Origin of the sequence: Microbacterium sp. NPDC087868 (assembly GCF_044900755.1) — a bacterium.
Lineage (GTDB): Bacteria > Actinomycetota > Actinomycetes > Actinomycetales > Microbacteriaceae > Microbacterium > Microbacterium galbinum.
Map to the genome: position 1 here is coordinate 44,951 of NZ_JBJDNO010000002.1, position 22,994 is coordinate 67,944.

23 protein-coding genes are annotated in these 22,994 nt (G+C 69.2%); 11 read left to right on the forward strand and 12 right to left on the reverse strand.

The window, feature by feature from the left end:
* Positions 1-136: 136 nt before the first annotated feature.
* From ACI2JZ_RS05700 to ACI2JZ_RS05720, 5 genes are all read right to left on the reverse strand, one after another.
* Positions 137-2,944 (reverse strand): LamG-like jellyroll fold domain-containing protein, encoded by a 2,808-nt coding sequence (locus ACI2JZ_RS05700; protein ID WP_404596821.1) that lies wholly within the window; start codon positions 2,942-2,944, stop codon positions 137-139.
* Between the two features lie 38 nt (positions 2,945-2,982).
* Positions 2,983-4,533 carry a hypothetical protein gene (locus tag ACI2JZ_RS05705; RefSeq protein WP_404596822.1) on the reverse strand — a complete coding sequence of 517 codons (1,551 nt, stop codon included), beginning with the start codon at positions 4,531-4,533 and terminating at the stop codon, positions 2,983-2,985.
* 103 nt (positions 4,534-4,636) lie between these two features.
* On the reverse strand, positions 4,637-4,936 hold the full coding sequence (locus ACI2JZ_RS05710) for a winged helix-turn-helix transcriptional regulator (RefSeq protein WP_404596823.1): 300 nt from the start codon (positions 4,934-4,936) through the stop codon (positions 4,637-4,639).
* Entirely contained in the window at positions 4,933-5,337 is a 405-nt protein-coding gene (locus ACI2JZ_RS05715; protein WP_247623829.1) for a VOC family protein, read from the reverse strand. Before ACI2JZ_RS05715 ends, ACI2JZ_RS05710 begins: the two co-directional genes overlap by 4 nt.
* Before the next feature lie 263 nt (positions 5,338-5,600).
* On the reverse strand, positions 5,601-6,173 hold the full coding sequence (locus ACI2JZ_RS05720) for a TetR/AcrR family transcriptional regulator (RefSeq protein WP_404596824.1): 573 nt from the start codon (positions 6,171-6,173) through the stop codon (positions 5,601-5,603).
* An 84-nt stretch (positions 6,174-6,257) separates the two neighbouring features.
* Between ACI2JZ_RS05720 and ACI2JZ_RS05725 the strand changes: the two genes are divergently transcribed.
* Together ACI2JZ_RS05725 and ACI2JZ_RS05730 are read left to right on the forward strand one after the other, a co-directional pair.
* Positions 6,258-7,250, forward strand: a complete 993-nt coding sequence (locus tag ACI2JZ_RS05725; protein WP_404596825.1) for an SDR family NAD(P)-dependent oxidoreductase — start codon at positions 6,258-6,260, stop codon at positions 7,248-7,250.
* 148 nt (positions 7,251-7,398) lie between these two features.
* Entirely contained in the window at positions 7,399-7,692 is a 294-nt protein-coding gene (locus ACI2JZ_RS05730) for a hypothetical protein (protein ID WP_404596826.1), read from the forward strand.
* Between the two features lie 10 nt (positions 7,693-7,702).
* Here the strand turns inward: ACI2JZ_RS05730 and ACI2JZ_RS05735 are convergent, their stop codons facing one another.
* The 3 genes from ACI2JZ_RS05735 to ACI2JZ_RS05745 form a co-directional block, all read right to left on the reverse strand.
* Positions 7,703-8,149, reverse strand: coding sequence for an NUDIX domain-containing protein (locus tag ACI2JZ_RS05735; protein ID WP_404596827.1), 447 nt, complete (start codon positions 8,147-8,149; stop codon positions 7,703-7,705).
* Entirely contained in the window at positions 8,146-8,301 is a 156-nt protein-coding gene (locus ACI2JZ_RS05740; RefSeq protein WP_247623834.1) for a hypothetical protein, read from the reverse strand. The genes ACI2JZ_RS05735 and ACI2JZ_RS05740 overlap by 4 nt, the downstream gene beginning before the upstream one ends.
* Positions 8,302-8,529: 228 nt before the next feature.
* Positions 8,530-8,772: a hypothetical protein gene (locus ACI2JZ_RS05745; protein ID WP_404596828.1), complete on the reverse strand. Its 243-nt coding sequence runs from the start codon at positions 8,770-8,772 to the stop codon at positions 8,530-8,532.
* A gap of 255 nt (positions 8,773-9,027) precedes the next feature.
* Between ACI2JZ_RS05745 and ACI2JZ_RS05750 the strand changes: the two genes are divergently transcribed.
* Positions 9,028-11,478 (forward strand): M1 family metallopeptidase, encoded by a 2,451-nt coding sequence (locus ACI2JZ_RS05750; RefSeq protein ID WP_404596829.1) that lies wholly within the window; start codon positions 9,028-9,030, stop codon positions 11,476-11,478.
* Positions 11,479-11,745: 267 nt separating this feature from the next.
* Here the strand turns inward: ACI2JZ_RS05750 and ACI2JZ_RS05755 are convergent, their stop codons facing one another.
* Positions 11,746-12,375 (reverse strand): TetR family transcriptional regulator, encoded by a 630-nt coding sequence (locus ACI2JZ_RS05755; RefSeq protein WP_404596830.1) that lies wholly within the window; start codon positions 12,373-12,375, stop codon positions 11,746-11,748.
* Between the two features lie 54 nt (positions 12,376-12,429).
* Here ACI2JZ_RS05755 and ACI2JZ_RS05760 point away from each other — a divergent pair, with 54 nt between their 5' ends.
* Complete coding sequence (locus tag ACI2JZ_RS05760) at positions 12,430-13,020, forward strand: biotin transporter BioY (RefSeq protein WP_247623838.1); 591 nt, start codon at positions 12,430-12,432, stop codon at positions 13,018-13,020.
* 104 nt (positions 13,021-13,124) lie between these two features.
* Positions 13,125-13,418 (forward strand): hypothetical protein, encoded by a 294-nt coding sequence (locus tag ACI2JZ_RS05765; RefSeq protein WP_404596831.1) that lies wholly within the window; start codon positions 13,125-13,127, stop codon positions 13,416-13,418.
* Positions 13,419-13,634: 216 nt separating this feature from the next.
* Here ACI2JZ_RS05765 and ACI2JZ_RS05770 read toward each other — a convergent pair whose 3' ends face one another.
* On the reverse strand, positions 13,635-14,072 hold the full coding sequence (locus ACI2JZ_RS05770; RefSeq protein WP_404596832.1) for a VOC family protein: 438 nt from the start codon (positions 14,070-14,072) through the stop codon (positions 13,635-13,637).
* 99 nt (positions 14,073-14,171) lie between these two features.
* On the opposite strand from ACI2JZ_RS05770, the gene ACI2JZ_RS05775 reads away from it, so the two are divergent.
* From ACI2JZ_RS05775 to ACI2JZ_RS05785, 3 genes are all read left to right on the forward strand, one after another.
* Positions 14,172-15,125, forward strand: a complete 954-nt coding sequence (locus ACI2JZ_RS05775; protein ID WP_404596833.1) for a helix-turn-helix transcriptional regulator — start codon at positions 14,172-14,174, stop codon at positions 15,123-15,125.
* Positions 15,126-15,376: 251 nt separating this feature from the next.
* Complete coding sequence (purL, locus tag ACI2JZ_RS05780; RefSeq protein WP_404596834.1) at positions 15,377-17,704, forward strand: phosphoribosylformylglycinamidine synthase subunit PurL; 2,328 nt, start codon at positions 15,377-15,379, stop codon at positions 17,702-17,704.
* A complete protein-coding gene (locus ACI2JZ_RS05785; protein ID WP_404596835.1) occupies positions 17,704-17,898 on the forward strand; it encodes a hypothetical protein in 195 nt (64 codons plus the stop codon). Before purL ends, ACI2JZ_RS05785 begins: the two co-directional genes overlap by 1 nt.
* Before the next feature lie 342 nt (positions 17,899-18,240).
* On the opposite strand, the gene ACI2JZ_RS05790 is transcribed toward ACI2JZ_RS05785, so the two are convergent.
* Positions 18,241-18,813 carry a TetR/AcrR family transcriptional regulator gene (locus ACI2JZ_RS05790; RefSeq protein WP_404596836.1) on the reverse strand — a complete coding sequence of 191 codons (573 nt, stop codon included), beginning with the start codon at positions 18,811-18,813 and terminating at the stop codon, positions 18,241-18,243.
* A 69-nt stretch (positions 18,814-18,882) separates the two neighbouring features.
* Here ACI2JZ_RS05790 and ACI2JZ_RS05795 point away from each other — a divergent pair, with 69 nt between their 5' ends.
* From ACI2JZ_RS05795 to ACI2JZ_RS05805, 3 genes are all read left to right on the forward strand, one after another.
* Positions 18,883-21,441: an MMPL family transporter gene (locus tag ACI2JZ_RS05795; RefSeq protein ID WP_404596837.1), complete on the forward strand. Its 2,559-nt coding sequence runs from the start codon at positions 18,883-18,885 to the stop codon at positions 21,439-21,441.
* A 98-nt stretch (positions 21,442-21,539) separates the two neighbouring features.
* Complete coding sequence (locus ACI2JZ_RS05800) at positions 21,540-21,899, forward strand: TraR/DksA C4-type zinc finger protein (protein ID WP_247623846.1); 360 nt, start codon at positions 21,540-21,542, stop codon at positions 21,897-21,899.
* A gap of 32 nt (positions 21,900-21,931) precedes the next feature.
* A complete protein-coding gene (locus ACI2JZ_RS05805; RefSeq protein WP_404596838.1) occupies positions 21,932-22,369 on the forward strand; it encodes a VOC family protein in 438 nt (145 codons plus the stop codon).
* Positions 22,370-22,389: 20 nt separating this feature from the next.
* Here ACI2JZ_RS05805 and ACI2JZ_RS05810 read toward each other — a convergent pair whose 3' ends face one another.
* Entirely contained in the window at positions 22,390-22,974 is a 585-nt protein-coding gene (locus tag ACI2JZ_RS05810; protein WP_247623848.1) for a TetR/AcrR family transcriptional regulator, read from the reverse strand.
* Positions 22,975-22,994: the final 20 nt, after the last annotated feature.

Genomic DNA, 22,994 nt, shown 5'->3' on the forward strand with positions numbered 1-22,994 from the left:
GGGGACCCTTCGACAGGCACAGGGACCCATGTTCGGCCGGGGGGTGGGACCCTTCCACCGGCACCGGGCCCCGGTGTGTGCGGGTGGGGCCCGTTGCCCCCCCCCCCCCCCCCCCGCTCCCTCCCTCACCCTCGGGCTAGGACCGCCGCAGGCGGAGAGCCAGCGTGATCCCCGCGGCGAGCGCACCCGCCCCGAGCGCGATCCAGAGCAGCATCCACGATCCGTCGAGACCGGTCGTCGCGAGCGAGTCATCCGACCCACCGGCCCCGGCATCCGCTCCACCACCGGCCGAGCCACCGCCAGGGCCAGGGCCAGGGCCAGGGCCACCATCCGAACCACCAGCCGGATCCACAACCGTCACCGAATCCCACCCGATCACCTCACCATCCGCGGCGTAAAGCGCGAACCGGTGCTCACCGAACGGCACCGTCTCCGGCACGGTCAGCGAGACCGCACCATCCGACACGACCCCCGACCCAGCCGACACCGGCGAAGAGAACAGGAACCCGTAAACAGTCGCCCCCTCGAACCCGTCAGGCAGCGAAACCGAAACCGTAGACCCCGGCGCGAAGCGCGACGGGTCGACCGAGATCACGCCTTCCAGCGCGTCGGTCAGATCCGACTCCACCGGCGTCCACGGCGACGAACCCTCACCGATCACCACGGACACAGACACTGCCGCAGCACTCCGCGTCCCGATCGACGGAACGAACGACACCGCGCGCGCGCCAGACCCCGAGATGGGTGACGACAGCGCAACCGTCCACGACCCGTCAGCCGCAACGACCGAAGACCCGACCGACACCCCGTCGACCACCACACTCACCGAAGACCCGGCAAACCCGCCCCCGGAGAACGACGACACCACAGCATCCGACGGCAGCACCGCATCGAAGTCACCGGAAACCGAGAAAACAGAACCAAGATCGGCCCGCTGATACAGGAACTCACGCGAAGACAGCGCATGGTCCACCACGCGCACCTCGCCGACACATCCATGCCAGCCGTGCTCGACCTCGGTGTTCCACGTCGAGGCGCCGATGATCCACGGCATGAAGTCCGCGGCCATCATGCCGCCCACACCCGACGCGTTGCGCAGCACCGGCACGCCGTCGACGTACATGATGGCCGTGTCCGCGCGAGGGTCGTTCACGATCGCGACGTGGTGCCACGACCCCTGCATGATCTCGCCCGACCACAGCGTGTACGAGTTACGAGTGTCAGTGTCGCCCGCCGAGAACTGGTACTCGCGCAGGCTCGAGATGCCGAGCCACGCGGCGCCGGCACCCGGGTCGGACGAGTCGTTGATCCCGATCCACTGGCGCGCGCCTCCACGCGTCAGCGCGGCGCTCCACCGGTTCGCGGCCTCGGTCCATTCCTCGTCGAGCTGCAGGAACGCCTCGACCGTGTACCCCGACGACGACGAGAGATCGGCGAACGTCGCTGGCGCCCCGTACTCGGTCGAGATGTACGACATGTTGTCGGGACCACTCGCGTTGCGGTGCACGTCAGCGAAGCACACGGCTCCGCGATCCGAGGAGTAGAACGGCACGTTCGAGTGGGATACCTGCACGTCTTCGAGCTTCTCGGGAGCATCCGTGTTCTCGATCGCGCTGCGATACATCGGGCTGTCACCGGCGACATCCGGGATCTCAGTGGACGAATCCACGACGCCTTCTGCCACCGAACCGAACCGCCAGTGCGCCACCGTGCCATCGACGCCGACGTAGTCATCCGCCCGACCCGCCGCAGCCCACTGCTCGCCGACGCCGGTGCCGTCCCAGCCCTCCAGGACGATCTCCTTGGCCCGCTCCGACAGGTCGCCCTTCGTCTCAGAACCGGCGACCGGCGAGTACCCGAACCGCGCCTCGAAGTCCAAGTCCATAGAGAACGACTGCCACTTCCCATCCAGCACCGGAGTGTCGTTCGCGGTCAGAGACTCCTTGTCCTTCACCGTCACCCACGGCGACACCGACTCGACGTCGATGCGGTCGTTCGTCAGGTCGAACTCGAACAGCGTCATGTATCCATTGCCGCCGTCGGCAGCCATCTGGTAGTCGGTGAGCACCTGGTACACGGGGTGACCGAAGTCGTTCGTGCGCTCGCGCATCGTGGTGCCGTGGAAGTGCCCGTTGACCGTCATGATGATCTCGTCGTTCGAGCGGATCAGCTGGTTCCACAGCTCCTCGCCCCACCACCAGTCCGCGGGTGACGTCTGGTCGAGCGCGATGTTGATCACCGCGTGCGACGACAGGATCACCGGAATGCCCGGGTTCGCGTCGATCACGCGCTGCGCCCACGCGAACGTGTCGGCCGAGGCGTTCCACGCGAGCGCGAGCGACATCCACTCATGCCCCTCGGCCTCGAAGATGTAGGCGGTCGAGAGCCCGTTCTGGAAGCTGTCGACGAACGTCTCGCCGCCCTGCGCGGCCATGCGCCCCGCGTCGAACCGCTGCAGGTACTGCCACGAGTTCGCCTCCGACGACCGCGCGTTCATGTCGGCGACGTCGTGGTTGCCGGGAACGACCGAGTACGGCACGCCCCCGTCGGTGAGCTTCTGCATGGCCCTGGCCGCGGCATCCCACTCGCCCGTCACCCACTGCTGGTCGACGACGTCGCCGACGTGCACGACGAACGGCACATTGAGGTCATCCTGGTGCTCGACGATCCAGTCGGTCTGCACCTCGAACGGGTTCGTGTCGTACTTCGGGTAGAACTGCGAGGCGCTGTACCGCGAATAGAACTGCGTATCGGGCAGCACCGGCAGCACGAAGCTCGAGCGCAGCTCATCGGCGATGACAGCGGATGCCTGCGCCAGCGCATCCCCGATCGAATCGGTCGAATCGGCCGCAGCCGCCGGAACGACGGGCACGGCGAGAAGGCCGGCGGTGACGACCGCGGCGGACAGGGCGCGCCACGGGCGGCGCGAAGTGGGGGAGGTCATGGTCTTCCTCAGGGAGAAGGGGAAAGAAGGGAGAGGGGTCAGCCGGCGAGCTCGGGGCCGTAGGCCTCGATCTCGGACAGGCTCATCCAGTTGCCGCTCGACTTGTTCGTGAAGATCACACGCAGGCCGGTGGCGAGCACGGGGGTGCTCTCGAACTCGAGGCTCAGGTCGGGCGTCTGGTTCACGTACGGCCAGGCGACGGCATCCGTGGGCATGTCGATCCAGCCGCCGATGAGATCGCGGTACTGCACCGTCACCCCGCCGACGTTCTTCAGGCCGTTGAGGTCGAAGACCCCGGCGCCCGTGAGCTGGCGCGGCTGGTCGAAGTAGAAGCTCACCGTGTTCGGGTTGACGCGGTTCGCGGCCCCGCCGCTGCGCCAGTCGTCGAAGCCGGTGACCGTGCGGTTGCCGTCGGTCAGTCGGAAGTTCGTGCCGTTCATGTGCGTGTAGTCGTAGTGGATGCCGGCGCCGCGCAGGATGTTCACGCTCTCGGCGGGCGCGATCGTGATGACGAGGCGGGCGTCGAAGCCGGTGGCCGCGGTGGCGGGGACCTCGATGGTGCCGGCGGATGCCGTCGCATCGGCGGCCACGGACGCCCAGTCCCACGTGACCTTCGCGCGCACCGTGGTCGTCGAGCCCGAGACCGTGCGCTCGACGTGGGTCGGCGCGTGCATCTGCAGCTCCTTGAGCGTCTGGCCCACGTAGCCCGACATCGTCGCGTCGGCCGCGCCGCCCAGCGAACCGACGAGGTACTCGGCGGTCACGGGCACGGTCTCGCCGAAGTATCCGGTGCCGGTGCCCTCGACGGTCACGGTGCCGTCGGTGTTCCAGACGTCGGATGCCGGCGCGTTCCACGCGATGTTCGCGAGCGGAGCGGTGAGGCCCCACGAGTACTTCCCGGTCAGCGCCGTCGGGAACGCGGGCGTCGTGCCCGTGTCGACGCGCTGCTGGTGGGTCTCGACGGTGGCGGTGAGCGGATGCATCCGCCACTTCTGCACGTTCGCGCCGCCCGCATCGTAGGTCTGCACCTCGCTTCCCGCCGCCGTGGCCCAGTTGTACATGTCAAGGCCGGCGATCGCGCCGTTGCCGTAGGCCTGGACGCCGCGCAGGTAGCTGTATCCGTTGCCCGCGTCGCTCACGGTCCACTGCGCGAGGGGGTTCGCCGCGGCCTCGTCGAGCGTCACGCCGGGGAGGGTGAGGTAGCGGAAGTTCGGGTCGTCGTTCGCGCGGCGGGCGAGCACCTGGCCGTCGTCGTTCGCGAGCACGAAGGTGTTGCTCGCGCCCTCGACCGGGTAGGCGAGCACGGCCTGGGCGCTGAGCTCGGCGGGGGTCTTGGCGAACGGGAACACCGCCGCGGCGGCACGCGTGCTGTCGGGCACGGTGGTCTGCGCGTTTGGATTGCCGATCTCGATCACCTTGCCGGGAGCGCTGAGGCTCTCGATCAGGAACGGGGTCGGCTCACCGAGCAGCGCGGGATCGGGATCGGCCTCGGCGACCGCGATCGAGGGCAGCAGGGCGAGGGAGGTGAGGGCGGCCACGCTCACGGTCGCGAGGGCACGCCGACGGGCACGACGAGAGAGGGTTCTCATGCGGGGGGTCCTTTCGGAGCGCGCACGAGCAGGGGTCTCGCCGCGCCGACTCCGAACCTAGGGATCGCGGATGCCGGCAGGCGGCGCGGGAGTGAACGAAAAGTTAATGGGGTGAGGCGTTTGGGTGCCCCGCGGCACCCCACGCGCCCAACGCATCGATCGCGCCGCGCAACGCTTCCCCGCGCTCGGTCAGCACGTAGGCGCGGGTGTTGTGCGTCAGCGGCAACCGCCTCAGCACGCCGGCTTCTTCCAACTCGCGCAACCGGGTCGCGAGCATGTTCGTCGGCGCCCCGAGCTCGCGCTGCAAATCGCCGTAGCGTTGCGCACCGGCGAGCAGCTGCTCCACGATGAGCAGCGCCCAGCGCGCACCGACGATGTCGAGGGCGGCGGAGAGGTCGCTCACGCGGTCTGGTCGGTCGCCGGCTTCATCCAGAACGGCGAGTAGTGGTAGCCATCGGGGTCGTCGAACTGGCGCTGATACATGAAGGGGTAGTCGTCGATGTCTCCGACGCGACCGCCCGCGGCTTCGGCGCGCGCGACGAGTTCGTCGACCGCCTCGCGGCTGTCGAGGTCGAACGAGACCGTGACCTTCGACGGGGTGTCGGGGCCGCCGATCAGGTCTTCGGTGCCACCGACGCTCGCGTACATCTCGCGGCTGCCGAGCATCACGTACTGCTCGGGCGCGATCTGGAAGCACGACACGTTGTGGTCCGACATCTCGGCGTTGAGGGTCCACCCGAGGGCGGTGTAGAAGGCGGTGGCTCGTTCGACGTCAGCCACGGGACAGGTGATGAAGAGGCTCATGCGAAGATACTTGCAAAATGCAAGTGCGGGGTCAAGGGGTGTTCGGCATCCGCTCATCTGCCCCTCGTCTGCAGGCTCATCTGCCCGCTCATCTGCAGGGACGAATCACATCTGCAGGGAGAAACGGGCGGATGCTCCCTGCAGGCGTGACATCTCCCTGCAGGTGTTGCGGGGTGGGCCCTTCGTCTCGTCGCTTCGCTCCTCGCTCAGGGGCCGGGTGCCGGTTCCTGAGCGAGCGAAGCGAGACGAAGGGCCCACCCCTATCAAACCGCCGAGATCCCCCGCAGCAGCACCCGCACCGTCGCCTCGACCCGCTCGTCGCTGAGCGGCCGGCCCAGCAGGGCGGCATAGCTCGCCATCGCGACGAACTGATCCGCGATGACCTCGGCGTCAGCATCCGATCGCACCTCGCCGTCGGCGACCGCGAGCGTCAACCGCTCGCGCACCCACTGGCGGATCGGCGCGGCCAGCCGTTCGTTCAACGCGAGCCCGAGCGCGGCATCCGACGCCGTCACGACGATCAGCGCCCGCGCGATCGCGACGCCCTCGGCGTCACCCAGCGACAGGCTCATGGCCGAGAACCAGGCCCGCAGATCCGCCCCCAGATCAGAAGTGAACGGCACCCAGACCGCGGCGCCGGGCACCGACCCCTCGAGCAGCGCCTCACCGAGGATCGCAGCCTTCGACGGCCACCAGCGGTAGATGGTCTGCTTCGAGACCTCGGCGGCCTCGGCGAGCCCCTCGATCGTCACCGATTCGTAGGCGCCCGTCGACACCGCGGTGCGCATCGCGTCCAGAACGGACCGGCGCGCTTTCTCACTGCGAGGACGGGGCACCATCAGAGGCTACTCGGGCGTACACTGATCCATAAGTAGACGCACCGTTGCGAAACTCGCAGGAACCCGAACAAGGAGCACGACATGGCCCTCACCGCCCACTCCACCATCGGCGAATGGCTCGATGACTCGACCGGCGGCCCGCTCATCCGCGGACTCTTCGAGCAGACCGGCGCCGACCCGTCGCTCCTCACCCCCGTGCTGGGCCTGCCGCTGCAGCAGCTCGTCGCGATGAGCCAGGGCGCGATGCCGCAGTCGGTCGTCGACGACCTCGTGCGCGCGGCCAACGGCGGCGTCCTGCCGGTCGAGGAGGCCGAGCCGGTCGTCGAGGCCGGCGCCCGGTTCGCCGGCAAGACCGTGATCGTCACGGGCGCGGCATCCGGCATCGGGCGGGCGACCGCCGAGCGCATCGCCCGCGAAGGTGGACGCGTGATCGCCAGCGACATCGCCGCCGAGAAGCTCGACGCCCTCAAGGCCGACAACCCGGATGCCGACATCGTCACCGTCGCCGGCGACCTCACGAAGCAGGACGCGATCGACGCCGTCATCGCCGCCGCGGGTGACACGATCGACGGACTCGCGAACGTCGCCGGCATCAACGACGACTTCTCGCCCGCAGGTGAGACGCCGGATGCCGTGTGGGACCGCGTCATCGCGATCAACCTCACCGCCCCCTTCAAGCTCATGCGCGCGGTGCTGCCGATCATGGAGAAGGCCGGCCGCGGGTCGATCCTCAACGTCTCGAGCGAGGCGGGTCTGCGCGGAAACGCCTCGGGCAACGCCTACACCGCCAGCAAGCACGGCATCATCGGCGTCACGAAGTCGGCGGCGTTCATGTACGGCCCGAAGGGCATCCGCGTGAACTCGGTCGCTCCCGGCGGGGTGGCGACCGGCATCCCGATGCCCCCGCACATGTCGGAGTACGGCTCGGCCCGCCTCTCCCCGTTCCAGCAGGCGATCCCGACCGTCGCGACCGCCGAGCAGCTCGCCGCCTCGATCACCTTCCTGCTGTCGGACGACGGCGTGAACATCAACGGCGCGATCCTCGCCTCGGACGGCGGCTGGTCGGTGCAGTAGGCGTCTCGCCGCGCGCCGGAGTGCACCGATCGGTCGGAAATGTCGGTTCTCGACCCGGAGAACCGACATTACTGACCGATCAGCGGCGGGCCGCGGGAGCATCGGAACCTCACCCCACAAGGAGCGGGCGATCGCCTAGGCTCGCCGGATGACTGAATCAGACGCCTCTACACCGCAGCCGTCGCTGATCCAGCAGCGGATGGCGCTCGAACGGAAGAGCCGGTGGGCGATGGGCCAACTCGTCATCTCGCTCGTCCTGGCCGCCGGATGGGTCGTGGTGCTCATCACCGACAGGGGCGCCAAGCCCTGGCCGTGGATCGCCGCGATCGTCTTCCTCCTCGTCGCGATCGCGTGCATGGTCTCACTCGGCAAGGCGCGCCGCGATACTCGGGCGTTCGAGGACGAACACGGTGCGGATGCCGGGGTTCAGGAGCGGATCTGACTCCGGCGCCTCAGCGCACCGCATCCGCCAGCACCCGGTCGATCCACGGCTCGCGATCGAGGCCCGCGATCTCGGATGCCGTGAACCACCCGACCTCGACGATCTCATCGCCGTCGGGCTCGATCTTGTCGACCACCTCACACGCGTAGGCGGTCGTCACGTAAGCGGCCCGATCACCGTTCGGGTAGTCGACGACGAGCGACTCACCCCCGTAGGCACCGACGATCCCGGTGATGCGGATGCCGGCGCCGAGCTCTTCGCGCACCTCTCGGGCAACGGCATCCGTCGGTTGCTCGCCGGGTTCGACTCCGCCACCGATCAGGCTCCATACATCCGACCCAGCGCTGCGCGCGAGCAGGAAGCGCTCGCCGTCACGGATCACGGCGGTGACGCCCGGGAGCATCAGCAGGTCGTGTCCGATGCGGTCGCGCATCGCACGGACGTAGTCGGAGATCACGAGCGCCCGAGTCGCTCCTCCGCCAGTGCTTGGCGATGCGAGGTCAGCGCCGCGCGCACGGCCGTGTAGATCACGAACCACAGCACGAGTAGCCCGATCAGCACGATCGCGACGTAGATGAGCAGGCCGATGACGAAGGTCGGAGCGAACATGCCCCCACGCTAGGGCCGCGGGCCAGAGTGGAGCGGCGTGCCGCACCCGATCGGTGCGAAATGCTGCCTATCGACGCTCAGAACCGTCATTTCCGACCGGTCGGTGGCCACTGCGGCGACGAGACGTCACCCGCGCGCACGAGAACGCACCGCCCAGGGGTGGTGACGGTGCGCTCTCGATCCTTGCCCGGGCGCGCGGACGCGACCGGAAGATTCGGATGCCGAGGCTCAGCCCTGCATCGACACCCCGACACGATCGCGCGGATGCCGCGCGTACGGGTCGTCGGCGTCGGCGGGGGGCTCCTCGTCGTGGATGAGGTGCTCGACCTGGCGCGCAGCGGCCGAACCGCGGCCCGCGACGACGGCATCCGCTTCGGTGAAGTATCCCGACCCGATCACCCCCGCCTCTCCTTCGATGCGGTTGAACCAGATTCCGTTGCGGTGAAACGTCACTATGTCGCCGGCAGCCATGCCTATCTCTCCTTCGATCTGCCCCCTGTCTACGCGACGGCACCGCCCCGCAGAACCCCCTTGCCGGATCCCTCGACGGCAGGTAACGGGACAGGAAAAATTCCTGCAATCTGCCCGACACAATGGCGATATATTGCCGACACAGGACTTCCCTAGGTTGCGATCAACCCGCATTCGCGACCCCGGCCACAAGCCACCCCTGCACCACGACGACGTGACCGGTCGCCTTTCGTTCCTGCCTACCCGAAAGCACTCATGACCCGACTGACTCCTCTCCGACGTCGGCGGCTGCTCGCGACCACCATGGTCACCGCGCTGTTCGCCGGCTCCCTCCTCGCCACCGCCGTTCCGGCATCCGCCGCCGACGACCCGATCGACGGAGCCCGCACCTCGGGCGACGCCATGTTCCCCAACGTCGGCAACGGCGGATACGACGCCCTCGACTACGACATCGACATCGCGTGGAGCCCGACCGGCGTCGCGAACAACGTCATCACCGGTCAGTTCGACTCGGCCTCCACCACCATGACGGCCCGCGCCCTCGCGCCGCTGCGCTCGTTCTCGCTCGACTTCGAGGGCCTGACCGTCGACAGCGTGTTCGTGAACGGCCAGCCCGCCGCCTGGAGCCGCGACATCGACGCGGCAGCCATCAAGTACAAGCTCATCGTGACCCCGGCGACCCCCGTCACCGGCGAGTTCACCGTCACCGTGAACTACAGCGGCGTCCCGGTGTTCCACACCGACGCCGACGACAGCCAGGAAGGCTGGAGCGGAACGAACGACGGTGCGATGCTGCTGGGCCAGCCCATCGGCATGATGACCGGCTTCCCGCACAACAACACCCCCGGCGACAAGGCCACCTACACGATCACGGTGGATGCCCCGTCGACCCTCACCAACACCGCGGGCGTGAGCGCCCCGGGCGCTGTCGCGAGCAACGGCGAGCTGCAGTCGAAGGTCGTCAGCCAGTCCGGCGAGCGCACCACGTGGACCTGGCGCCAGCAGAAGCAGATGGCGTCGGAGCTCGTCGTCATCGGCATCGGCCGCTACGAGGTCGTCGAGGGCAGCATCACGCTGCTCGACGGCCGCACGATCCCGTCGTGGTCGTTCATCGACTTCGGTCTCAGCGACGCGAACAAGACCACGGTGCGCAACCGCATCACGCAGCTGCAGACCATCACGCAGAACCTCGAGCGCATCTACGGTCCCTACCCGGGCAACAGCACCGGCGTGATCGTGAAGACCGTTCCGAGCGCGATCAACTACGCACTCGAGACGCAGGACCGCTCGTTCTTCCCGAGCGTGAACTCGGTCAACGGCAACACGCTCATCCACGAACTCGTGCACCAGTGGTACGGCAACAACGTCGCCCCGTCGACGTGGACCGACATCTGGATGGGCGAGGGCATGGCGACCTGGGGTCCGACCTACTACAACTCCTCGGAGGCGTTCGGCACCGGCGCCCTCTCGGAGCAGACGTACTTCAACGCCTGGAACAACGCCTCTCCGACCAGCCCCAACTGGAACATCGCACCGGGCGCGCAGACGAACTCCGCGAACCTCTACGGCTACCAGACGTACACCCGCAGCTCGCACTTCTGGGCGGCCCTGCGCGTCGCGATCGGCGATGAGGCGTTCTTCACCCTGATCAAGCAGTGGCAGGTCGACAACGCGGGCAAGAGCCTCGCCGGCGCCGACCTCAAGGCCCTGGCCGAGGAGCTCTCGGGCTTCGACCTCACCGCGTTCTGGACCGACTGGATCCTCGAGCCCGGCAAGCCCGCCTGGCCCGACAAGTACTCGGTCACACTCAGCGGCGGCAGCCCCGAGGTCGCGCTCTACCCGGGCGAGACCGTGTCGTACACCGTCACGGCGCTCAACACCGGTCGCGTGCCGCTGGCCTCGTCGGTCGTGTCGGTCGACGTGAGCGCGCTGCTCGCGAACGCCGACCTGGTCGTGCCCGAGGGTGCCACGCTCGACGGCACCACGCTCAGCTGGCCGATCCCGGTCGGCACGGCGGTCGGCACGAGCGCGTCGCTGACCATCGACGCGACGATCAGCGAGAAATCGGCCGGCGGCTCGTTCGCGCTGGCCGTGAAGCCCCTCACCCTCGGTGGAAGCTGCACCGAGACGTGCGCGGTCGACACCTCGGTCGTCGAGATCGTCGCCCCGACCGAGCTGCCCACCATCACGGGTGAGGCCGTCGTCGGCGAGACGCTGACCGCGACCTCCGAGGGCTGGCCCGAGGGCACCGAGCTCACCTACGAGTGGGCGATCGACGGTGTTCCGGTCGAGGTCCCCGCGGAGGACGAGGAAGAGCCGGTCGACGAGCCCGCCGGGCTGATGGCCGCTCGCGCCGTCGATGCCGGACCGAGCTTCGTGATCCCGGCATCCGCCCTCGGCGCCCGCATCACGGTCACGGTCACGGGAACCCTCGAGGGCTTCCGCAGCGGATCGGTCACGAGCGAGGCGACCGTCGCGGTCGCCGCGGCCGAGGTTCCCGGCGGAGGCGAAGACCCCGACAACGGCGGCGGCACCGGCGGCGGCACGGGTGGCGGCGGGGCGGTCACCCCCGGCGACCCCGACGGCTCGGGCGAACTCAGCCAGACCGGGGGCGAACTGCCCACGGCACTCGGCCTGCTGGCCCTCGTGCTGCTCGTCGGCGGAGGCATGTTCGTCGCCGCTCGGCGCCGCAAGCTCGAGGTCTGATCGAAGTCTGATCGGCTGACGCACGCGAGCGCCCGTCCCCGGGATTCCGGGGGCGGGCGCTTTCGCGTGCGGTCGGCGGCGCGGCGGTGGCGGTGCGTTGCCGAGGTGAGGGGTCAAGACACGCCGTAGACGGATGCCGCGGCAGGGCGCGTTGTGACCCCTCGGCGACTTGGACGGGGCCCTTCGACAAGCTCAGGAACCCAGTTGCAGGTGCGGCCGAGGAACCCGGGTCGCTGAGCCTGTCGAAGCGTCCCGCCCCGCGAGAGATCAGCGCCCCGCGACGGCGGCCGAGCGGATGCCGGAGACGATGAGCGCGAGCCCCGCGGTGAAGTCGTCGTCCGGGTTGGCGCCCGGGGAGGCGAGCCGCGCGGGCGAGAGGTCGACGGAGGCATCCGCGGCGCCGATGACAGCCGCGTGCACCCGCTGCTGCTCGTGGAACGTGAACCCGATCACGTAGTGCACCAGGGTATCGGCGGCGACCTCGGCCGCGGCATCCGTAAGCCCCGCGGCGAGCGCCGCCTCGACGAGCCGCTGCCGAGCGGGCAGGTCGAGCAGCCCGAGCGCGAGCGAGCTCGACACGACCTCGGCGCCGTCGCGGTGGGCGAGGAGACGGTCGCGCAGCGCGGTGGCCGTGGCGGTGAGGTCGGGGGCATCCGATTCGGCATCCGATTCGGCGTCCGATTCGCCGGTGACCATGCGGGCGCTGACCGCGGCCAGAAGCGCCTGCTTGTTCGGGAAGTGCCAGTACAGCGCGCTCACCTGCACGTCGAGTTCATCGGCGATGCGGCGCATCGAGAGCCCCGCGATGCCGTTCTCGGCGAGGACGCTCATGGCCGCGTCGACGACGTCGGGCTTGCTGCGCCTCGGGGCGGGTTGATCTGCGGATGCCGCGTTCATGGTGCTACTGTACCGAACAGTGTTCAGGTGAACAGTGTTCAGGAGGAACTTCCCATGTCAGCATCCGCCGTCTCCCCGCGCTCCGCTCTGGTGCTCGCCGACCTCGTTCCCGGCGCACGGGTGCGGGATATCGCACTCACGCTCGCCGGCACCGCGTTCATCACGGTTGCCGGATACATCGCCATTCCGCTTCCGTTCACGCCGGTGCCGCTGTCGCTCGCGACCTTCGCCGTGCTGCTGACGGGCGCCTCGCTCGGACCCCTGCGCGGAAGCGCGAGCGCACTCCTCTACCTGGCTCTCGGCGTGATCGGCGTGCCGCTGTTCGCCGGCGGCAATGCGGGCTGGGCGTTCTCGTCGTTCGGATACATCGTCGGCTACGTGGTCGCCGCCCTGCTGGTCGGCACTCTGGCACGCCGCCGAGCCGACCGTTCCGTGCTCTCGACGCTCGGACTCGCCGGCCTCGGCTCGCTCGCGATCTACGCGTGCGGTGTGCCGTGGCTCGCGGCCTTCGCCGGGGTCGACATCCCCACCGCGATCGGCCTCGGCGTCGTGCCGTTCCTCATCGGCGACGCGATCAAGATCGTCGCGATGGCCGGACTCCTCCCCGCCACCTGGCGCCTGATCGATCGCACTCGCCGCGACTGAGTCGCCCCTGCACGTGCACCGATCGGTGCGAGATGTCGGTTCTACCGCCGGATAACCGACATTTCGCACCGGTCGGTGCGGTGGTGACTCCTAGACTCGGCGGCATGACGAACTCCCCCGCACCCCACGTGCGTCCGAACCGGATCGCCCTGCCCGCGCTCGCGCCGACGCTGTTCGTCGTCGCCGCGCTGTTCCTGCCGATCGGCGCGTTCCTCGGCACGATCAACGCGGATCGCGACGTCGACTGGGCGATCTTCCAGACACAGCTCGGCACCGTCATCTTCTGGTTCGGAGCGGTGTCGCTGTTCATCGGCCTGCTGCTCGTCGGCATCCGCTCGATCGCGCAGCAGCACCTCGACTTCGCGTTGCGGGCGCAGCGCCTGCAGCGGCCCGAGTGACGCACGCCGGCGGTTCATGACTCCGGAAGAATGTGCACGAAGGGCCCCGAATCCACCGATTGGGGGCCCTTCGGCGTCGAAAGTCCGGAGTTACGCACACCGGCTCGCCCGCACCCCGTACCCAACTCAGGAAAAGTCGGCCGAATCGGCCCCAGAACCCCCATTCCGGCCCGATTCGGCCAGTTCTTCCTGAGTTGGGTACAGCACCGACCGGCCTCACGCCACGTCGAGCACCCAGGTCACCCCGAACCGATCGGTGAGCATGCCGAATCCGGCCGACCAGGCCGAGGCGGCGAGCGGCTCGACGACGGTCGCACCCACGGCGAGCGCCTCCCAGTACCCGGTGAGCTCGTCGAGCGACGAGGCCCGCAGCGACTGGAAGAACGGACGGTCCGTGATCGTCACGCCATTCTCCCGACGGGTGACGCCGACCGGAGCATCCGTCGCCCCGGGGATGTCGTAGGCCATCAGCGCGATCGCGCCCCCGGCGATCTGCCCGAAGACGACCTTGTCGGCACCGGGCACGTCGGCCGGCATTCCGAAGTCCCCGTAGGTCGCCGCCGTGACGGTGCCGCCGAAGACCTCGGCGTAGAAGTCGAGCGCCGCGCGTGCGGTGCCGGCGAAGTTGAGGTGGGTCGTGGTGGTGACGGTCATGATTCCTCCTGTGAGAGATGAGCCGAGCGGATGCCCGTGCGCCCACTCTCTCGACAGAAGAGGTCAGTTTCGGTCCGCTTCTCGGAGCACAATGGAGACATGGCCGGAAGCTCATCACGGATGCTCGCGCTGCTCTCTCTTCTTCAGACGCAGCGCGATTGGCCCGGCGCCGTGCTCGCCGAGCGTCTCGAGGTGAGCCCGCGCACGGTGCGCCGCGACGTCGACCGGCTCCGCGAACTCGGTTACCGGATCGGCGCGATCAAGGGACCCGACGGTGGGTACCGACTCGCCGCCGGGTCGGAGCTCCCACCCCTCCTCTTCGACGACGAACAGGCCGTCGCCGTCGCGGTCGCCCTGCAGAGCATCCCGGCGAGCGGCATCGACATCGACGAGGGAGCCGAGCGGGCGCTCGCGACGGTACGCCAGGTCATGCCCTCGCGCTTGCGGCATCGGATCGACGGCATCCGCTTCCAGGGATCGACGGCCGCCGACCGCGTCGACCCCGCCACGCTCGAAGCGGTGACGGCCGCGGTGCGCGACCGGCACGTGCTGCGCTTCGACTACGGAGCGACCGAGTCGGATGCCCCGCGCCGCCGCGTCGAGCCGCATGATGTCGTGTCGCGCCAGGGCCGCTGGTACCTGATCGCGTGGGATCTCGACCGCGACGACTGGCGCATCTTCCGCCTCGACCGCCTGCACCCGCGCATCCCGACCGGTCCGGCCTTCTCCCCGCGCCCGCTGCCCGGCGGCGTCGACGCCCGCACCTTCCTCGCGGCGCGGTCGAAGGGATCGGATGCCGCCGACCGCTGGCCCTGCATCGGCACCGTCGTGATCGACCTGCCCGCCCGCAAGATCACTCCGTACCTCGACGACGGCGATCTCGAGCAGCTCCCCGACGGACGCTGCCGCCTCACGCTCGGGTCCTGGTCGTGGACCGGTCTGGTCGCCGCGGTCGCCCGCTTCGACGCCCCCTTCACGATCGAGGGACCCGCGGCGTTCGCCGAGGCATCCGCCGCTCTCTCGGCACGCCTGGCCGCGGCATCCGCCCCCTGACTCGCGCGCGACTGCACCGATCGGTGCGAATCGCGGGCGACTGCACGGATCGGTGCGAAACGTCGGGAATGCGGTCCCAGAACCGGCATTTCGCACCGATCGGTGCACCCGAACCACCGATCCACGCACCCGAACCACCGATCCACGCACCCGAACCGCCGATCCACTCCCCCCACGACACCCGGCCGGCCACCCGACCGCGCCCCGGTAGACTGGCACTGCCCCGCCGGCCCCTTCCTCTTGGAGTGTGCGTGACCACCGCCCCTGCACCTGCCCGCAAGCACGTCCCCGACTCCGTCTCGAACGCGATCGCGACGCCCGAGAAGGAGCAGCCCTACGCGGCGCTCGGACTCAAGCCCGACGAGTACGCGAAGATCCGCGAGATCCTCGGACGCCGCCCCACCTCGGGCGAGCTGGCGATGTACTCGGTCATGTGGTCGGAGCACTGCTCGTACAAGAGCAGCAAGAACTACCTGCGCCGCTTCGGCCAGAAGGTCTCCGACGAGATGAAGGAACGCCTCATGGTGGGCATGGGCCAGAACGCGGGCGTCATCGACGTCGGCGAGGGCTGGGCCGTCACCTTCAAGGCCGAGAGCCACAACCACCCGAGCTTCATCGAGCCCTTCCAGGGCGCGGCGACCGGCGTCGGTGGCATCGTGCGCGACATCATCTCGATGGGCGCCCGCCCGGTCGCGGTCATGGACGCCCTGCGCTTCGGTGCGATCGACCACCCCGACACCGCCCGCGTCGTGCACGGCGTGACCAGCGGCATCAGCTTCTACGGCAACTGCCTCGGCCTGCCGAACATCGGCGGCGAGACGGTCTTCGACTCGGTCTACCAGGCCAACCCGCTCGTCAACGCGCTCGCGGTGGGCGTGCTGCGCCACGAGGACCTCAAGCTCGCCAACGCGACCGGCGTCGGCAACAAGGTCGTGCTGTTCGGCGCCCGCACGGGTGGCGACGGCATCGGCGGCGCGAGCATCCTCGCCTCCGACACGTTCGCCGACGGCGGCCCGACCAAGCGTCCCGCGGTGCAGGTCGGCGACCCCTTCGCCGAGAAGGTGCTCATCGAGTGCTGCCTCGAGCTCTACCGCGACGAGCTCGTCGAGGCGATTCAAGACCTCGGCGCCGCGGGCATCTCGTGCGCGACCAGCGAGCTCGCCGCCAACGGCAACAGCGGCATGAAGGTGTCGCTCGACAACGTGCTGCTGCGCGACCCCTCGCTGACCGCCGAAGAGATCCTCATGTCGGAGTCGCAGGAGCGCATGATGGCGATCGTCGCGCCCGAGAAGCTCGACGCGTTCCTCGCCGTGGTGAACAAGTGGGAGGTCGAGACCTCCGTGCTCGGCGAGGTCACCGGCGACGGACGCCTCGTCATCGACTGGCAGGGCGAGCGCATCGTCGACGTCGACCCCTCGACGGTCGCGGTCGACGGCCCGGTCTACGACCGCCCGGTCGCCTACCCGACGTGGATCGACGCGCTGCAGGCGGATGCCGCCGAGCTGCTGCCCCGCGCGAACGACGCCGACACCCTGCGCGAGCAGTTCCTCGCGCTGGTCGGCTCGCCGAACCTGGCCGACACGAGCTGGATCACCAACCAGTACGACTACTACGTGCTCGGCAACACGGCCCTGAGCTTCCCCGACGACGCCGGCATGATCCGCGTAGACGAGGAGTCGGGACTCGGATTCTCGATCTCCACCGACGCCAACGGCCGCTACTGCCAGCTCGACCCCTACGCGGGTGCACAGCTCGCGCTGGCCGAGGCGTACCGCAACGTCGCCGTCACCGGCGCCGTGCCCACCGCGATCACCGACTGCCTCAACTTCGGTTCTCCCGAGAACCCCGAAGTCATGTGGCAGTTCGGCCAGACGGTCGACGGCCTCGCCGACGGATGCTTCGAACTGGGCACCCCGGTCACCGGCGGCAACGTCTCGTTCTACAACCAGACCGGCGACGTGCCGATCCACCCGACCCCGCTCGTGGGAGTGCTCGGCATCATCGACGACGTCTCGCGCCGCATCCCCTCGGGATGGCAGGACGAGGGCCAGAACATCTACCTGCTCGGCACCACCTCGACCGAGCTCTCGGGTTCGGCGTGGGCCGAGGTCGTGCACCAGCACCTCGGCGGACTCCCCCCGAAGGTCGACCTCGCGGGCGAGAAGCGCCTCGCGGGCCTGCTCGCCGCCGCGCGCGACGAGTGGCTGATCTCGTCGGCGCACGATGTCTCCGAGGGCGGCCTCGGCCAGGCCCTCGCCGAGGGGGTCATGCGCTTCGGCGTCGGCGCCCGCGTGTGGCTCACCGAGATCATCGACCGCGACGGTGTGGATGCGGCATCCGCCCTGTTCTCCGAGTCGACCGGTCGCGTCATCGTGACCGTGCCGCGCGAGGACGACGTGAAGTTCCGCGGCCTCTGCGAGGGACGCGGCTACCCGGTCATGCGTATCGGCGTGACCGACAGCGAGCCGCAGCTCGAGGTGCAGGACGTCTTCACGATCCCCGTCGCCGAGCTGCGCGAGCGCTCGGCCGCCACGCTGCCGTCGCACTTCGGTCCGACCGTCACCGAACAGGTTTCCTGATGAGCGACCTCAGCCGGCGCGAGCCGAACGAGCCGGCCCGGCGCGAGAGCGCCCGTCCCGAGCTCAGCGAGGACTACGGCGACCTCGGCGAGCGCCGCAACCGGCGCATCCGGGTGATCGCGTGGACGGTCATCATCGCGCTGATCCTCGGTGGTGGCGGCGCGACGCTGTTCACCCTGCTCCCCGGTTTCTGAGGCATCCGCTTTCCGGGCCTGCGACGCTTCGACAAGCTCAGCGACCCAGGGCGGTCGGCTCAGCGACCCAGCGTTGAAACTCGGTCCCTGAGCCTGTCGAAGGGGCCCACCCCGCGCATCGCAACGCAGGAGATCTCGCCTTCTGCAGGACCGAATACCGCGGATGCTCCTGCGATACGCGAGATCTCCTCCCGTTCTGCGTAGGGGACGCTTCGACAAGCTCAGCGACCCAGCGTCTTGGCTCAGCGACCCGGCGTCTTGGCTCAGCGACCCGGCGTCTTGGCTCAGCGGCCCAGGAGGGAAAGCCCGGCCCCTGAGCGAGCGCAGCGAGACGAAGGGCGCTCAGCGCGCGAACAGGAACCGCGCCAACCGAACGACGCCCTCGGAGTCGCGCTTCTCGCGCCCCAGCGACTCGACGATGATGGCGCCGAGGATCGCCCGGCCGATCTGCGCGACGGGGGCATCCTCGGCCAACTGGCCGTCCCGGATGCCGGCGCGCAGCCGCGAGCCGAGATGCTCCTCGACGCCCAGACTCTCGCCGAGGTGCTGGCCGACTCCGGCGTCTTCGGTCGCCGCCGCGACCAGCGAGCGCAGCAGCGCGCCGCCCTGGGGTTCGTCGAGGATCGCGAGCACGCTGCGCAACCACGCCTCGACGTCGACGGAGAGCTCGCCCGTGTACGGCACGACGAAGTCGACGGGGATGAGCCGCCCCTCGGCGAGGCACTCCCCGATCAGGGCTCCGCGCGACGGCCACCACCGGTAGATGGTCTGCTTGCCGACCCCGGCCTCTTTCGCGATGCCCTCGATCGTCAGCCGGTCGTAGCCCTGGTTGTGGAACAGCCGGGCGGTGGCGTCGAGGATCGCCTCGCGCGCGGCGGTGCTGCGCACGGGTCCGCTTCGATGCTCGTTCGCCATCCGTTCAGGATAGCCACAGATCTCTAGACGAGACGTGCCGTATGCTCAACGAGTCTGAAGGAGATCGTCTTGGCCTCACTGCTTTTCCGTCTGGGTTCTTTCGCTACGCGCAAGGCATGGACGGTGGTCATCTCGTGGGTCGTGATCCTCGGCCTCGGGGTCGGCGCGTTCCTCACGCTCGGCGGCACGCTGAGCAACAGCTTCGACATCCCCGGCACCGCCTCGGGCGAGGTCATCGACGAGCTCGCCGACAAGCTGCCCGACACCGCCGGAGGCACGGGCACCGTGGTCTACCAGACCGAGAACGGCGAGCCCTTCACCGACGAGCAGAAGAAGGAGATCTCGGCCCTCGCGGCGAGCGCCGAGGACCTCGACGGAGTCGCCCGGGTCATCGACCCCTTCGACGCCCAGCAGCAGCAGGCCGACCAGGAGAAGGAGCTCGCCGACGGCGCCGCACAGATCGCGGATGGCCGCACGCAGCTGGATGCCGGTCAGGCCCAGCTCGACAGCGGACGCACCCAGCTCGAAGACGGCATCGCGCAGATCGACGCCGGCATCGCCCAGGCCCAGGCGGCCGGAGCCCCGGCACAGCAGATCACCGTGCTCGAGGGGCAGAAGGCCGCGCTCACCTCTCAGCTCGCCGCCCTCGATGCCCAGCAGCAGACGATCGACCAGAACCGAGACGACCTCGACGCCAACGCCGAGCAGCTCGACCTCGGTACGACCCTCCTCGACCTCACGAACGGCATCGGCGTCGTCTCGGATGACGGCTCGACAGCCATCGTCAACGTCTCGTTCGTCGACCCGCGCCTCGAGCTCTCCGAAGAGGTCAAGCAGGGAACGATCTCGCACTTCGACGACACCGCCGTCGAGGGCACCACGGTCGACTTCGGCACCGACATCGCCCAGGGCGTTCCCGAGATCTTCGGCATCGGCGAGGCGATCGGACTCGCCTTCGCGGCGGTCGTGCTCATCGTCATGCTCGGCTCGCTGATCGGCGCGGCACTCCCGATCATCACCGCGATCGTGGGCGTGGGCGTCGGCGTGACCTCGTCGCTGGCCTTCTCGGGCGTCGTCGACATGGCATCCGTCACCCCCGTGCTCGGCGTGATGCTCGGGCTCGCGGTCGGCATCGACTACTCGCTCTTCATCGTCAACCGCCACCGCAAGCAGCTGCTCGCCGGATCCCCCGTGCGCGAATCGATCGGGCTCGCCACCGGAACCTCGGGCACCGCGGTCGTCTTCGCCGGCGCGACCGTGATCGTCGCGCTGCTCGCCCTCAACGTCACGGGCGTGCCGTTCCTCGGCCTCATGGGCACCGTCGGCGCCGTGTGCGTCGCCGTCGCCGTGCTCGTCGCGATCACCCTCGCCCCCGCGATCCTCGGCCTCATCGGCGACCGTCTGCTCGGCAAGAAGGCCCGTGCGACCGTCGGCAAGCCGCACGCCACCGGCAAGCCCGTGAAGCGCATGTCCACGCTGCGCGCCATCGTCACCGTGCTCGTCAGCATCGTGGGCCTGCTCATCATCGCGATCCCCTCGATGTCGATGCGCCTCGGCCTGCCCGACGGCGGCAGCGAGCCCAGCGACTCCACCAGCTACCGCGCCTTCCACGCCGTGAACGAGCAGTTCGGCGAGGGAGCCAACGGCCCGCTCCTCGTCACGGCCACCCTCGACGAGGCGGTCAGCGACGACGACCTGCTCGCCACGCAGGTGGAGGTCGCGCAGAAGCTCGCCGATCAGGACGACGTGGTCGCCGTCGCGCCCGTCGCGACCTCCGACGACAACACACTCCTCGCCTTCCAGGTGCTGCCGGCCGAAGGCCCCAACAGCGCGTCGACGGAACAGCTCGTGCAGAGCATCCGTTCGCTGCCCGAACTCGACGGCGGCATCACGCTCGGCGTCGCCGGTCAGGCGGCCGTCAACATCGACATCTCCGAGGCACTCGCCGGAGTCCTGCCGCTGTACCTCGTGGTCGTCGTCGGCCTCTCGCTGCTGATCATGATCGTCGTGTTCCGCTCGCTACTCGTGCCGATCATCGCCACCGGAGGCTTCGTGCTGTCGCTCTTCGCGACGTACGGCCTGATCGTCGCGGTGTTCCAGTTCGGCTGGGGCGCCGAGATCATCGGGCTGCACAGCACCGGACCGATCCTCAGCTTCCTGCCGGTGATCCTCGTCGGCATCCTGTTCGGACTCGCGATGGACTATCAACTCTTCCTCGCCTCCGGCATGCGCGAGGCGTACGTGCACGGGGCGTCGGCCCGGGATGCCGTGGCGCAGGGCTTCCGCGCCGGCCGCTCGGTCGTGATCGCCGCCGCCCTCATCATGGTGTCGGTGTTCGGCGGGTTCATCTTCTCGGAGTCGACGATCATCCGCTCGATCGGCTTCGGCCTCGCGTTCGGTGTGCTGCTCGACGCGTTCGTCGTGCGGATGCTGCTCATGCCCGCGCTCATGCACCTGCTCGGGAAGTCGGCCTGGTGGCTGCCGCGCTGGCTCGACCGCCTGCTGCCCGACGTCGACATGGAGGGTGCCGCGCTCGAGCGCGACCACCCCGCCGTGCACACCGACAGCATCCCGACGGTAGAGACGCCCGAGCCGAAGACGCGCGCCGAGCGCAAGCGGCGGGGCTGAGCCCTTCGTCTCGCTCCGCTCGCTCAGGGACCGAGTAACCCGGTTCCTGAGCGAGGAGCGCAGCGACGAGACGATGGGCCGCACAGTAGGGTGGCCGCATGGAGGAGGACGACGGTCGGTTGCGCGCGCTGCTCACGGCCATGCGTGCGCAGGCGGATGCCCGTGTCCGGGCGACCGCGGCGATCCTCACCGAACTCACCCACGACCGCGAGGGCTCGAACGACGACGACGAGCACGACCCCGAGGGGGTCACGCTGTCGTCGGAGTGGTCGCGGCTGACCGGGCTCGCGGAGGCCGCGGCATCCGAACTCCAGCAGGTCGACGATGCGCTCGCACGCATGGATGCCGGCACCTACGGCGTGTGCCTGAACTGCGGCCGACCTATCCCGGCCGCCCGGCTCGAGGTGCGTCCGTTCGCCGAGTACTGCGTCGCCTGCGCCGAGAAGCTCGGGCACTGACAACTCCGGCGCGCGGGGCTAGCATTCCGAGCATGCCCATCGCACTCGAGAACGTCGGCATCGCGGTGCGCGACATCGACGCCACCATCGCCTTCTTCACCGACCTCGGCCTGGAGGTCGTCGGCCGCGACACCGTCAGCGGCGACTGGGCCGACACGGCGGTGGGGCTCGACGGCAACCACGCGCGCATCGCGATGCTGCAGACGCCCGACGGCCACGGCCGACTCGAGCTGTTCGAGTACATCCATCCCGGCGCGATCGAGACCGAGCCGACCCTCCCGAACGAGATCGGGATGCACCGGGTCGCCTTCTCGGTCGACGACATCGACGCATCCCTCGAGATCGCCGCCCGTCACGGCTGCCACCCGCTGCGCGGGGTCGCGAACTACCAGGACATCTATCGCCTCGCCTACGTGCGCGGCCCGAGCGGCATCATCGTGATGCTCGCGCAGGACCTCACTCGCGGCTGATCCCGAGCGAGAGCAGCGCGTCAGTCGCGGCGAGAGGCCAGGCGGATGCCGTCCCACAGCCGCGAGAGACGCTCGACCATGTCGACCTCGGGGTCGAGGAGCCACTGCACCTGGAGCCCGTCGGCGGCGGCGAGCACGATGTCGACCGCGATCTTCGGGTCGAGCGTCGCCCCGAGCTCCCCGGACTTCTGGGCGCGGTCGATCACGCCCGTGAGCACGCCGCGCGCCCACGCGTAGCGTTCGACGAAGTACTCGTGCGCGGGGTGGCCCACCATCGTGGCCTCGGCCGAGAACTCGACGAAGAGCCGCACGAGACCCGGGACCGAGACGTTGTGCTCGATGATCGACAGGAACCCGGCGAACGTGGGGTCGGGGTCCATGAACTCGCCGAGGTCGCGCTCGTCGCGGGCGCGCAGAACCTCCATGTAGAGCTCTTCGCGCGAGCCGAAGTAGTGCATGAGCCCGGGCTGGGTCAGACCGACCCGCGCGGCGATCTCACGATTCGACGCCTTGCGGTAGCCGACCTCCGCCACCACGTCGAGCGCGACCTGCAGGATCTCCTCCCGCTTCGCCACACCCTTCGCGTACCTTCCCCGCGCCACCATGCGCACATTCTAGGTTCGAA